General features: G+C 61.9%; 11 protein-coding genes. 6 read left to right on the plus strand and 5 right to left on the minus strand.

Annotation, left to right across the window (positions count from 1 at the left end):
• Positions 1-99: 99 nt before the first annotated feature.
• Positions 100-705, plus strand: coding sequence for an OmpW/AlkL family protein (locus ACR0K1_RS09495; protein ID WP_480850527.1), 606 nt, complete (start codon positions 100-102; stop codon positions 703-705).
• Positions 706-756: 51 nt separating this feature from the next.
• Here the strand turns inward: ACR0K1_RS09495 and ACR0K1_RS09500 are convergent, their stop codons facing one another.
• The 3 genes from ACR0K1_RS09500 to ACR0K1_RS09510 form a co-directional block, all read right to left on the minus strand.
• Positions 757-1920, minus strand: a complete 1164-nt coding sequence (locus tag ACR0K1_RS09500; RefSeq protein ID WP_480850265.1) for an isovaleryl-CoA dehydrogenase — start codon at positions 1918-1920, stop codon at positions 757-759.
• A 154-nt stretch (positions 1921-2074) separates the two neighbouring features.
• Positions 2075-3265, minus strand: coding sequence for a DegT/DnrJ/EryC1/StrS family aminotransferase (locus tag ACR0K1_RS09505; protein ID WP_480850268.1), 1191 nt, complete (start codon positions 3263-3265; stop codon positions 2075-2077).
• Positions 3266-3305: 40 nt separating this feature from the next.
• Positions 3306-3977, minus strand: a complete 672-nt coding sequence (locus ACR0K1_RS09510; protein WP_480850270.1) for an HAD-IA family hydrolase — start codon at positions 3975-3977, stop codon at positions 3306-3308.
• A gap of 134 nt (positions 3978-4111) precedes the next feature.
• On the opposite strand from ACR0K1_RS09510, the gene glmU reads away from it, so the two are divergent.
• Genes glmU through ACR0K1_RS09525 form a run of 3 tightly spaced genes read left to right on the plus strand, consistent with a single transcriptional unit; the run spans position 4112 to position 7983 of the window.
• Positions 4112-5464 carry a bifunctional UDP-N-acetylglucosamine diphosphorylase/glucosamine-1-phosphate N-acetyltransferase GlmU gene (gene glmU, locus ACR0K1_RS09515; protein ID WP_480850272.1) on the plus strand — a complete coding sequence of 451 codons (1353 nt, stop codon included), beginning with the start codon at positions 4112-4114 and terminating at the stop codon, positions 5462-5464.
• Positions 5465-5469: 5 nt separating this feature from the next.
• Complete coding sequence (gene glmS, locus ACR0K1_RS09520; RefSeq protein ID WP_480850274.1) at positions 5470-7293, plus strand: glutamine--fructose-6-phosphate transaminase (isomerizing); 1824 nt, start codon at positions 5470-5472, stop codon at positions 7291-7293.
• A 6-nt stretch (positions 7294-7299) separates the two neighbouring features.
• Positions 7300-7983, plus strand: a complete 684-nt coding sequence (locus ACR0K1_RS09525) for a DNA alkylation repair protein (protein WP_480850276.1) — start codon at positions 7300-7302, stop codon at positions 7981-7983.
• Here ACR0K1_RS09525 and ACR0K1_RS09530 read toward each other — a convergent pair.
• Positions 7971-8384, minus strand: coding sequence for a hypothetical protein (locus ACR0K1_RS09530; protein ID WP_480850278.1), 414 nt, complete (start codon positions 8382-8384; stop codon positions 7971-7973). The genes ACR0K1_RS09525 and ACR0K1_RS09530 overlap by 13 nt on opposite strands.
• 90 nt (positions 8385-8474) lie before the next feature.
• On the opposite strand from ACR0K1_RS09530, the gene moaA reads away from it, so the two are divergent.
• Positions 8475-9482, plus strand: coding sequence for a GTP 3',8-cyclase MoaA (moaA, locus tag ACR0K1_RS09535; protein WP_480850280.1), 1008 nt, complete (start codon positions 8475-8477; stop codon positions 9480-9482).
• 1 nt (position 9483) lies between these two features.
• Positions 9484-10812 carry a 3-deoxy-D-manno-octulosonic acid transferase gene (locus tag ACR0K1_RS09540; protein ID WP_480850282.1) on the plus strand — a complete coding sequence of 443 codons (1329 nt, stop codon included), beginning with the start codon at positions 9484-9486 and terminating at the stop codon, positions 10810-10812.
• 46 nt (positions 10813-10858) lie between these two features.
• Here ACR0K1_RS09540 and ACR0K1_RS09545 read toward each other — a convergent pair whose 3' ends face one another.
• Positions 10859-12022, minus strand: coding sequence for a M20 aminoacylase family protein (locus ACR0K1_RS09545; RefSeq protein WP_480850285.1), 1164 nt, complete (start codon positions 12020-12022; stop codon positions 10859-10861).
• Positions 12023-12029: the final 7 nt, after the last annotated feature.

The following is a 12029-nucleotide window of genomic DNA, read 5'->3' on the forward strand; positions in this document are numbered from 1 at the left end:
AGCACCCCGCGAACACCTGACCTGAATTTGATGCAGATCAGAGTGTACCCGCCCTGTCCCTGCGAAATCAGGAGCATCAACAGAAGCAAAGGCATGAATATGACCAAGCAACTCGCCGCTTTGACCCTGTCCGCCGCATTGGCCGCGCTGGCCGCACCCGCACTCGCCCAATCGCAGGGTGACTGGACCGTCGGTGTCGGTGTCGGCTATCTGGACCCGAAATCCGACAACGGAACCCTTGCCGGGCTCGACGCCGACATCGACGCGGATACCCGCCCGATCTTCACCGTCGAATACTTCATCCGCGACAATCTCGGGATCGAACTGTTGGCCTCGACCCCCTACACCCACGACATAACGCTGGGTGGCAGCGTTGACGCGGGCAGCGTCGATCACCTGCCGCCGACCCTGTCTTTGAACTATCACTTCCCGACAAACAGCGCGTGGAAACCCTATGTCGGTGCGGGCCTGAACTACACGATCTTCTTTGACGAGAAATCCCCGCTGGGCGATCTGGAGCTCGACAATTCCTTCGGCATCGCGCTGCAGGCCGGTCTGGACTATCAGGTCACTGAAAACGGCGCTGTGCGTCTGAACGTCCGCTGGTTCGACATCGACTCGGACGTCAAGCTGAACGGTGCCGATATCGGCACTGCCGAGATCGATCCGTGGCTGGTCGGCGTATCCTACGTCCATCGCTTCTGATCCTTCGCCTGAAACGCCCCGCGGCTGTCCCTCGACCGCGGGGCGTTTTTGTCAGAGCATTTCGCTCATCAGTTCCCGGCCGATCAGCATCCGGCGAATCTCGCTGGTGCCTGCGCCGATCTCCATCAGCTTGGCATCGCGGAAAATCCGGCTGACGGGGGCGTCGGCCAGAAACCCGGCACCGCCCATCGCCTGCACCGCCTGATGCGCCTGCGTCATCGCCGCCTCGGACGCATAAAGGCAACATGCCGCCGCATCCTGACGGGTCACATCGCCCCGGTCGCAGGCCTTGGCGACCTCGTACACATAGGCCCGGGCAGAATTCATCGCGGTGTACATGTCGGCGATCTTGCCCTGCATCAGTTGGAAATTACCGATGGGCTGACCGAATTGCTTGCGCTCGGCCATATACGGCATGACCTCATCAAGGCACGCCGCCATGATGCCGATGCCGATCCCAGCCAGAACCACGCGTTCGTAATCCAGCCCGGACATCAGAACGGCGACGCCCTTGCCCTCTTCCCCAAGCACGTTTTCGAACGGCACCTCGACATCCTCGAAAATCAGCTCGGCCGTGTTCGACCCGCGCATCCCCAGCTTGTCGAAATGGGGTGAGGTGGAAAACCCGGTCATCTCTTTTTCGATCAGAAACGCTGTGATCCCTTTCGAGCCAGCGTCGGGGTCGGTCTTGGCGTACACAACCAGAGTGTCAGCATCCGGCCCGTTGGTGATCCAGTATTTGTTGCCGTTCAGGCGATAGTGATCGTTCCGCTTTTCCGCCCGCAGCTTCATCGACACAACATCAGAACCCGCCGAGGGTTCGGACATCGCCAAGGCCCCCACATGCTCGCCCGAGATCAGGCGGGGCAGGTACTTTTCCTTCTGCGCTTGCGTGCCGTTCAGCTTGATCTGGTTCACACAGAGATTCGAATGCGCGCCATAAGACAAGGATACCGAGGCCGAGGCGCGCGCCACTTCCTCAACCGCGATTGTGTGCGCCAGATAAGACATGCCAGCGCCGCCATATTCTTCGGGCACAGTGACGCCCAGCAGGCCCAGATCCCCCATTTCACGCCAAAGCTCGTTGGGAAATGCGTTGGATTTGTCGACCTCGGCCGCCATCGGCTTGACCCGCTCCTGCGCCCAGCGGTGCACCATCTCGCGCAGCGCGTTCACGTCTTCCCCAAGATCGAATTGCATCACCGCTGTGAACATCCGCGCCTCCCTTTTCGAAATTAATGAACAAGTGTTCAATAACTAGATACCAGCGCAGACTGAGTCGGTCAATGAGCGTTACAAAATCGAAAAAGCCGCCCCGAAAGGGCGGCTTTTGCTCATCATGCGTGCGCCGCAGGCGCACTCCGCTGGATTACGACTGATAGACCGCACTCACCTCGGCGCGAATGATGCGGGCGATCAGGCGGCAATCCTCAAGCGAAAAGGTCAGCGGCACCCGCATATCCATGATCGCCGTCAGAATGCGGTCGCTTGCGGGCATAGGCGCACTGTCCGCATAACGCCAACTGTCATAGCGCGAGGTGAAACCGGTCGGTTCTGCCCCGCCGAACCATTTCAGCTCGACCCCACGGGCCGCGCAACGTTTGATCACATCGTCGATACGCTCGGGCGACCAGTCCAGCAGCAGGAACTGGATCGATGAGCCAACAAAGGTTTCCGCCTCGGGCCGCGCCACAACGGTCAGACCGGGCGTGTCACGCAGCCCCTGTTCGATCTCTGCATAGCGCTCGTTCCAGCGTTCGACCTGCCGATCCAGATCGCGCAACTGAGGGCGCAGGATCGCCGCCCGCAGATTGTCCATGCGGCCCGAGACGTTGGGCGTGGTGTATTTGATCCGCTCGAACACCTCCGGTCCCGGAGCGGCCAGATGGCGCTCGTACAACATGTAGGACCCGGACAGCATCGTTGCCTTGGCGGCCAGTTCCTCGTCATCGGTGATCAGCAGACCACCCTCGCCCGAATTGACATGTTTGTAGGTCTGGCAGGAATAGCACCCGATAGCCCCCTGCCGCCCGGACAGTTGCCCGTGCCACGCGGCGCCCATTGTGTGGGCGCAATCCTCGATCACGATCACTCCGGCGGCGTCGCAGATCTGCATCAGCCGGTCCATGTCGCACAGATGTCCGCGCATGTGGCTCAGCATCAGGACCTGCGCCTGATCAATTTTTGCCTCCAGATCGTCCAGATCGATGGTCAGACTTTCCGTCACGCCAACAAAGACCGGCCTACCCCCGACCGAGGCGATGGACCCCGGCACCGGCGCAAGGGTGAAGGCGTTGGTCAGAACCGGATCGCCCGGCTGCACCCCGACGGCCCGCAAAGCGGTGGCCAGCGCATACCCCCCCGACGACACCGCCAGACAGTATTTCGCCCCCATCTGGGCGGCAAATTCCTGTTCCAGCAGGGCGGTTTCGCCCAATTCCCCCGGGGCGACGTTATAGCGATGCAACCGTCCGTGGCGCATGACGGCCAAAGCGGCCTCGATCGCCTCGTCGGGGATGGGTTCCTGTTGGGTAAAGCTGCCAGTGAATGTCTCGGTCATAGGCTTGTTCTTGGGGCTCCATCCCGTCCGGGTCAAGGGATCATGCAGCCGCACCGATCAACCCGGCGATCACTTGTGGCAAATCGTCGAAGTGATGCAGCAGTGCCTCGGGTTCCAGCGCGGCCATGTCGGCACCCGACGGGCCAAATGTCACCAGCACCGAGGGTACACCGGCTGCGCGGGCGGTATTGCGGTCTGTATCGGAATCGCCGATCAGCACGCACAGGTCCGGATGCCCGCCGGCCCGGCGCGCAGCTTCGCGCAGCGGTTCGGGGTCGGGCTTGCGCACCGGCAGCGTGTCGGCGCCCACGAGCGACGCAAATTGATCGCGCACGCCCATCTGCGTCAGCAATTGATCCGCCAGCGCCTCGGGCTTGTTGGTGCAAATCCCCACGCCGTATCCGGCGGATTTCAAAGCCTCAACCGCGCCCAGCGCACCGGGATAGAATTCCGTGTGGGTGTCGATGGCCTGCGAATAGGCCTCAAGCAGCATCGGGTAATAAGACAGAACCGTCTGCTCGTCATAGTCGCCGACGCGCTTCAGACCATGCATCAACATCATCCGCCCGCCGCGCAACGCAACCCCGGCATCCTGCCCGTGAACCAGCACATCGCCATGGCCCATGTGGCGGAAACAATGGTTCGCGGCCTCGAGCAAATCGCCGGATGTATCCGCCAATGTGCCGTCCAGATCGAAGATGACCGTGCGCATTTTGCCTCCTTGCTCGGCAGGTTCCCGCCATAAGATGTTGCAAACGGCAATCTTGTTTGATGCCCGAACCGCTTGCGCCTTTGCCCCCAGCGGATAAAACGGACGGCAACAAAACACAAAGAGAAAACGATTTCATGACCACTGCCCTTGTCATCCTTGCCGCCGGAAAAGGCACCAGGATGAATTCGGATATCCCAAAAGTCCTGCATCCCATCGCCCAGGCCCCGATGCTGGTGCACGCGATGCGCGCCGGTTCCGTCCTGTCGCCCGAGCGCACCGTGATCGTCACCGGACACGGGTCCGAGGCGGTGGCAAAGGTCGCGCAAGCCGAAGACGAAACCGCGCAGATCGCCGTGCAGGAAGAGCAGCTGGGCACTGCCCACGCGGTCGCACAGGCGCGGGACGCGTTGGAGGGCTTCGAGGGCGACGTCGTTGTCCTGTACGGTGACACACCCTTTCTGCAGCCCGACACGCTGGAACGCATGATCGAGGCGCGGGCCGCGAACGATCTGGTCATTCTGGGGTTCGACGCTGCCGATCCCGCGCGCTACGGTCGTCTGGTGATGAACGGCGACACGTTGGAACGGATCGTCGAGTTCAAGGACGCCACGGATGAGCAGCGCGCCATAACCTTCTGTAACTCAGGCCTTTTGGCCTGTGACGCGCAGGTACTGATGTCGCTCATCGACGCGGTTGAGAACGACAATGCGGCGGGCGAGTACTACCTGACCGATGTCGTGGAAATCGCCCGTGACCGAGGCCTGAACGTCACGGCCGTCGCCTGTGATGAGGCACAGACGCTGGGGGTGAACTCCCGCGCCGATCTGGCTGCGGCGGATGCTGTGTTCCAAAGCCGCGCGCGGTCAGACCTGCTGGATCTGGGCGTGACACTGATGGACCCCGACACGGTGTATCTGGCCGCAGACACCGTGATCGGACGGGATACGGTGATCGAACCCAATGTGGCCTTCGGCCCCGGCGTCACCGTTGAAAGCGGCGCAACCATCCGGGCGTTTTCTCATCTGGAAGGCTGCCATGTCAGCCGAGGCGCCATTGTCGGCCCCTATGCCCGCCTGCGCCCAGGCGCGGAACTGGCAGAAAACGCGCGCATCGGTAATTTCGTGGAAATCAAAAATGCCGAAATCGCCGAGGGCGCGAAGGTCAATCACCTGACCTATATCGGCGATGCCTCGGTCGGGGCTGCGACGAATATCGGGGCGGGTACGATCACCTGTAACTATGATGGCGTGATGAAGCACCGCACGGTGATCGGGGATAACGTCTTTATTGGGTCGAACACGATGCTGGTCGCACCGGTGACGCTGGGCGACGGCGCGATGACGGCGACCGGAACCGTTGTGACCAAGGATGTTGATTCTGATGCTTTGGCCGTGGCCCGCGCCAGACAGGAAAACAAACCGGGTTATGCACGTAAATTGTTTGATATGTTGAGGGCGAAAAAGGCTCGCCGCGACAAAGGAGCCTGAGAACCATGTGTGGAATTGTTGGCGTATTGGGGCAGCACGAGGCCGCCCCCATTCTGGTCGAGGCCCTGAAGCGGCTGGAATATCGCGGCTATGACAGCGCCGGGATCGCAACGGTCAATGACGGCGCGCTGGGGCGCAGGCGGGCCGTTGGCAAGCTGGTGAACCTCAGCGACCTGCTGGTGCATGACCCCCTGCCCGGAAAATCCGGGATCGGGCATACCCGCTGGGCCACCCACGGCGCGCCATCCGTCACCAACGCGCACCCCCACAAGGCGGGGCCCGTGGCCGTTGTGCACAACGGAATCGTCGAGAATTACCGCGAACTGCGCGCCGAACTGGCGGAACACGGGGTCGGGTTTCAGACTGAAACGGATACCGAAACCGTTGCCCTGATGACCGAGCATTTCATGAAAACGGGCCTGTCGCCGGTCGAGGCCGCGTTCAAAACACTCGACAAGTTGGAAGGCGCCTTCGCGCTGGCCTTCCTGTTCGATGGTCAGGACGATCTGATCGTGGCAGCGCGCAAGGGATCGCCTCTGGCCATCGGCCACGGTGACGGAGAAATGTACGTGGGCTCTGACGCTATCGCTCTGGCCCCGCTGACCAATCAGATCACCTACCTTGAAGAGGGCGACCGCGCCGTTCTGACCCGCACCTCGCTGGAAATCCGCAACGAAGCGGGTGAATTGGCCAACCGCGAGAAGCGCAAGATCAAGCTGGATCATGCGCGCGCCGACAAGGGCGAGCACAAGCACTTCATGGCCAAGGAAATCGCCGAACAGCCCGTGGTGGTAGCCGAGGCGATCCGGTCCTATCTGCCCACCGGCAGCGACCGCGTGGTTCTGCCGGACACCGATCTGGATTTCACCAAGCTGGATCGCCTGACCATGGTGGCCTGCGGCACGGCGTTTTACGCCTGTCTGACCGCGAAATACTGGTTCGAGCAACTGGCGAAAATGCCGGTCGAGGTCGATATCGCCAGCGAATTCCGCTATCGCGAACCGCCGATCACCGACCGCACGCTGGCCCTGTTCGTCAGCCAGTCCGGCGAAACCGCCGACACGCTTGCGGCGCTGCGGTATTGCGAGGGGAAGGCGGACAAGATCGTCTCGGTCGTCAATGTCCCCGAAAGCTCGATCGCGCGGGAAAGCGACATTGCTCTGCCGATCCATGCCGGGGTCGAGATTGGCGTCGCCTCGACCAAGGCCTTTACTTGCCAGCTGAGCGTTTTGCTGATGCTGGCCCTCAAGGCCGCAGCCGAGCGTGGCACTCTGACAGACGAGGAAATCGCCGATCACGCCGCCGCCCTGCGTGGTTTGCCCTCGGTCCTGAACGCAGCGCTGGATCAGAACCGCGCCATCCGCAAAGCCGCCCAGCGCCTGTCCGAGGCGCGCGACGTACTGTTTCTGGGGCGCGGGCTGATGTATCCGCTGGCGATGGAAGGCGCGCTGAAACTCAAGGAAATCAGCTATATCCACGCCGAAGGTTATGCCTCGGGCGAGTTAAAACACGGCCCCATCGCGCTGATCGACAAGCATATGCCAGTGGTGGTCATGGCCCCGCGCGATACGGTCTTCGACAAAACCGTCTCGAACATGCAAGAGGTGATGGCCCGCAAAGGCAAGGTGATCCTTGTGTCGGACGATGACGGCATTGCCGAGGCCGAGGATGGCGTCTGGAGCACGATCCGCATGCCGCATATCCACACCAGCCTCGCCCCGATCCTGTATTCGGTTCCCGCGCAATTACTGGCCTATCACACGGCGGTGGCGAAAGGCACGGATGTGGACCAGCCGCGCAATCTGGCGAAATCCGTGACGGTCGAGTGAGCTGCCGTGCAGGCCTATCTGGACCAGATCAAAGCCCATGCCGATGCTGAGCGTGCCGAGCAGGTAGCGGCCTATCACAAGGTCGACCGCCCCTATCTGGGCGTTCCGAACCCTGTGCTGAACGATCTGACCAAAACCTGGCGTCGGGAGCTTGATATCCCTGACCGGGTGGCCGTCGCTGACGCGCTGTGGCAGACAAACATCCACGAAGCCCGCGTTGCCGCCGCAAAACTTCTGACACAGGCGCGGATCAGACCGGATGCGGCGGTCTGGGACCTGCTGCAAAGCTGGTTGCCGGATTTCGACGCCTGGGCCGTGGCCGATCACGCCTGTATGGCGATGCAAAAACGGCTGTCAGCCGATCCGTCACGTCTGGATCAGGTTGAACAGTGGACAAGGGCCGATCACATGTGGACCCGCCGCGCCGCGCTGGTGGCCACCCTGCCCTGGACCAAGCAAAACCACCCCAAACCGGACGACCTGCAACGGCGCGACCGGATCCTGGGTTGGGCGGCGGGATACGTCCCCGACCGTGACTGGTTCATTCACAAAGCCATCGCGTGGTGGCTGCGCGAATTGTCCAAGCATGACCCGGCGCGCGTGGTCACGTTTCTGGACGAGCATGGGGACGCCATGAAGCCCTTCGCCCGCCGCGAGGCGGGGAAATACCTGAAAGATCAGTTGGCGTAGACTTCGACCTCGACCAACTCGTCAAACGGTATCAACAATTCCCGCATCGCATCCAGTGACAGCCTGCTGCCGCCCCCTTCGGGCCCCCGCTCGGGCACCAGAGTGATATAGGCCTGCGCCCCGGTTCGGGGCACCACCACACGCGCCGTCACTTCGGTATCGACAAGCGGCGTTTGCATCCAGCGGCCCGGCGTTGTCGGGTCACCCAGGCTGGCAACCGTTCTCTTGGCCCCGACCCAGCCCGCAGTGGCGACCGGAGCCTCGGTGTACACCGTGCTTTCAGCGGCAACGGGTGTTTCTTCCGCAGGGGCCTCATCCCCGCCAAACACACGATCCGTGGTGGACCGGACAGCATCACAGCCGGCGACAAAAACACCCAGAACTACAAACGCATATCTCATACCCGAAACCTACTGTCCTCGACGCATCTGTACCAGCCCAAAGCGCAGTTCGCCCTTGCCGCAGATGGGTTCCAGCTTTACCTATGTCGCATGACTGCTTCGCTTATCGACCCGTTCGCACGTGCCATCACCTATCTCCGCGTCTCCGTCACGGACCGCTGCGATTTCCGCTGCGTGTATTGCATGTCCGAGAACATGACCTTTCTGCCCAAGAAAGACCTGCTGACGCTGGAAGAGCTGGACCGCATGTGTTCAACCTTCGTGAAGATGGGGGTCGAAAAGCTGCGGATCACCGGCGGCGAACCGCTGGTACGCCGCAACATCATGACGTTCTTCAACAGCATGACCCGGCATCTGGACAGCGGGGCGCTGAAAGAACTGACGCTGACAACCAATGGCTCGCAACTGCATCGCTTTGCAGATGACCTGTATGCCGCCGGGGTGCGCCGGGTGAATGTCTCGCTGGATACGCTTGACGAGGACAAGTTCGCCAACATCACCCGCTGGGGCCGCCTGAAACAGGTGCTGAACGGCATTGATGCGGCGCAAAAGGCCGGGTTGCGGATCAAGATCAACGCGGTGGCGCTGAAAGGCTTCAACGAAGAGGAACTGCCCCGCATCACCGAATGGTGCGCCGAACGCGACATGGACCTGACCTGGATCGAGGTCATGCCCATGGGCGATATCGGCAACGAGGATCGTCTGGACCAATACTGGTCGCTCAAGGATGTGCGCAAGGAATACGAAAACCATTATGCCGTGACCGATCTGGCAGAACGCTCCGGCGGTCCCGCCCGTTACGTCCGGCTCGAGGAAACCGGTCAGAAGATCGGCTTCATCACGCCGCTCAGCCACAATTTCTGCGAAAGCTGCAACCGCGTGCGCCTGACCTGCACCGGCGAGCTTTACATGTGCCTCGGGCAAGAGGACATGGCCGATCTGCGCGGCGCCTTGCGCGACCACCCCGAGACCGAGCAACCGCTCGAGGATGCAATCCGCGCCGCAATCAACCTCAAGCCCAAGGGGCACGATTTCGACTATTCCCGTCAGGCCGTCGACGGCCAGATGAGCCGCCACATGAGCCACACGGGCGGCTGACATGGCCGACCCCGAAGGCCAGCCAACGCTGCTTTACCATCTGTATTGCGGCCTGACTGCTGTGGCCTCGCCATTGGCGTGGCGCACCGTTCGGAACAAGCTGCAAGCGGCAGGTGTTTCACCGGAGCGCCAGCAGGAACGGCTCGGCCGCGCCACGACACCCCGCCCCGATGGCCAATTGATCTGGTTCCACGCCGCCAGCGTCGGCGAAAGCCTGTCGGTGCTGAGCCTGATCAAACGGCTGGGCGAGCGGCTGCCAAACGCCGAGTTTCTGATCACCTCGGGCACCCCGACCTCTGCCGCATTGATCGAAAAACGCCTGCCGCCCCGCACGCGCCACCAATACCCGCCGCTGGATTCTGCCGGGCCGGTGCAACGGTTCCTGGACCACTGGAAACCCGACGCCGGAATATTCGTCGAAAGCGAGATCTGGCCGCAACTGATCGTCGCAAGCGCCGGGCGCGGCGTGCCGCTGGCCCTGCTCAACGCCCGCCTGTCCGACAAATCCGTCGCAGGCTGGAAAAAACGGCCCAAAACCGCGCGCTTCATTCTGAACCGCTTCCGCCTGTTCCTGACGCAGAACGACAAAACCGCGGCCAATCTTGTGGCGATGGGCGCGCGTCCTGACCGCGTGCACCCCGGCACCAACCTCAAAGCGATGTCCGACCCGCTGCCTGTGGATCAGACTACGCTTGGCGACATCCGCGCTCAGATCGGCAACAGACCGCTCTGGATCGCCAGTTCCACCCACGCGGGCGAGGAAGAAACCGTTCTGGCGGCACACCGTCAATTGCTGGAACGCTGGCCTGACCTTCTGCTGCTGCTGATCCCCCGCCACCCAGAGCGTCGCGGGGAAGTCACCGCGTTGCTGAACAAGGCCAAACTGACCGCCGCCCTCCGTTCAGACAACGTCAAGATAACCCCTGACACCCAAGTCTACGTCGCCGACACACTCGGGGAAACCGGCACCTGGTATGCGCTTTGCCCAATCGTCTTTCTGGGCGGCTCGCTGAAAGAAATCGGCGGCCACAACCCGTTCGAACCGGCACAGGCCGGGGCCGCCGTGATCACCGGCCCGGGCTACTTTAACTTCGCCGAAACATTCGCCCCCCTGATCGCAACCGGAGGCGCGACCGAGATCCGCACAGCGCAGGACCTGACAGACACAGTCCAAACCTGGCTATCAGACGACGCAGCCCTCACCGAGGCCCGCAACGCGGCCCGCGCCTGCGTCAACACTCAAAAAGACGCGCTCAACACGGTCATCGCCACCCTCTGCTCGTCACTCAACCTGAGCGGCTCAGAGCAGGATCCAACTTCATCTGTCTAAAAATATCCCGGGGGTGTGGGGGCAGAGCCCCCACCGGCACCAACAATCAGGCCGCAGGCATCCGCTGTTCGACAATCTCGGCCCACCAGCTACACCCGGCCGGAATAGCCTCGTCGTTAAAGTTGTACTCCGGGTGATGCACCATGGCCGTGTCGCCATTGCCCACAAGAATATAGGCACCGGGACGTTCTTCCAGCATGAACGCGAAATCCTCACCCCCCATGACCAGCGGCGCCTCTTCGCAATCGCCCGAGACCAAGCGCGCCACGCCAGCGGCAAATTCAGTCTGCTCGTCGCTGTTCACCATCACCGGGTAACCCCGGATATAGGTGACATCCGCCGTGCCCCCGAAAGTCGCCGCAACCCCGTTGCAAATCTCGTTGATCCGCTGCTCGGCCAGATCGCGCATGTCCTTGCTCATGGTGCGCACGGTGCCTTTGATCTGCACCGTCTGCGGGATCACGTTGAACGCCTTCGACGATGTCTCGAACGAGGTAACCGAAACCACGACCTGATCGATCGGGTCCGCATTGCGCGAGGCGATGGTCTGCAGCGCCAGCACCGCCTGCGCGGTCATCACCGTGGTGTCCACCGTCTCATGCGGTTTCGCCGCGTGGCCGCCGCGCCCCTCGAACGTGATGTCGAACTGATCGGTCGCCGCAAAGAACGAACCGGGCCGGATCGAGAAGCTGCCCACCGGTTTACCCGGCCAGTTGTGCATCCCATAGACCTCCTGAATGCCCCAGCGATCCATCATGCCGTCTTCGCACATCTCGCGACCGCCGCCGCCGCCCTCTTCAGCGGGCTGGAAGATCACCACCACGGTTCCGTCGAAATTGCGGGTCTCGGAAAGGTATTTGGCAGCCCCCAGAAGCATCGCGGTATGCCCGTCATGCCCACAGGCATGCATAGCCCCATCGGTTTTCGAGGCATAGTCCAGCCCTGTCGCCTCATGGATCGGAAGCGCGTCCATATCCGCGCGCAGGCCGATCACTTTGCCCTTGCTGTCCGACTTGCCTTTGATCACCCCCACAACGCCGGTGCGGCCAATGCCGGTGACAACCTCATCGCAGCCGAACTCTTTCAGCTTTTCCGCAACCATGGCGCTGGTGCGGTGGGTTTCAAATAGAATCTCGGGGTTCTCGTGCAGGTCCCGTCGCCATTCGGTGATTTCACCCTGTAGCTCGGCAAAGCGGTTTTTGACTGGCATATCTTCT

The sequence above is a fragment of the Ruegeria sp. F5 genome (assembly GCF_056533845.1).

What these genes read in the sequence shown, in the direction of transcription:
- ACR0K1_RS09495 (WP_480850527.1), top strand. Translation starts at nt 100, where the DNA reads ATGACCAAGCAACTCGCCGCTTTGACCCTGTCCGCCGCATTGGCCGCG.
- ACR0K1_RS09500 (WP_480850265.1), bottom strand. Translation starts at nt 1,920, where the DNA reads ATGTTCACAGCGGTGATGCAATTCGATCTTGGGGAAGACGTGAACGCG.
- ACR0K1_RS09505 (WP_480850268.1), bottom strand. Translation starts at nt 3,265, where the DNA reads ATGACCGAGACATTCACTGGCAGCTTTACCCAACAGGAACCCATCCCC.
- ACR0K1_RS09510 (WP_480850270.1), bottom strand. Translation starts at nt 3,977, where the DNA reads ATGCGCACGGTCATCTTCGATCTGGACGGCACATTGGCGGATACATCC.
- glmU (WP_480850272.1), top strand. Translation starts at nt 4,112, where the DNA reads ATGACCACTGCCCTTGTCATCCTTGCCGCCGGAAAAGGCACCAGGATG.
- glmS (WP_480850274.1), top strand. Translation starts at nt 5,470, where the DNA reads ATGTGTGGAATTGTTGGCGTATTGGGGCAGCACGAGGCCGCCCCCATT.
- ACR0K1_RS09530 (WP_480850278.1), bottom strand. Translation starts at nt 8,384, where the DNA reads ATGAGATATGCGTTTGTAGTTCTGGGTGTTTTTGTCGCCGGCTGTGAT.
- moaA (WP_480850280.1), top strand. Translation starts at nt 8,475, where the DNA reads ATGACTGCTTCGCTTATCGACCCGTTCGCACGTGCCATCACCTATCTC.
- ACR0K1_RS09540 (WP_480850282.1), top strand. Translation starts at nt 9,484, where the DNA reads ATGGCCGACCCCGAAGGCCAGCCAACGCTGCTTTACCATCTGTATTGC.
- ACR0K1_RS09545 (WP_480850285.1), bottom strand. Translation starts at nt 12,022, where the DNA reads ATGCCAGTCAAAAACCGCTTTGCCGAGCTACAGGGTGAAATCACCGAA.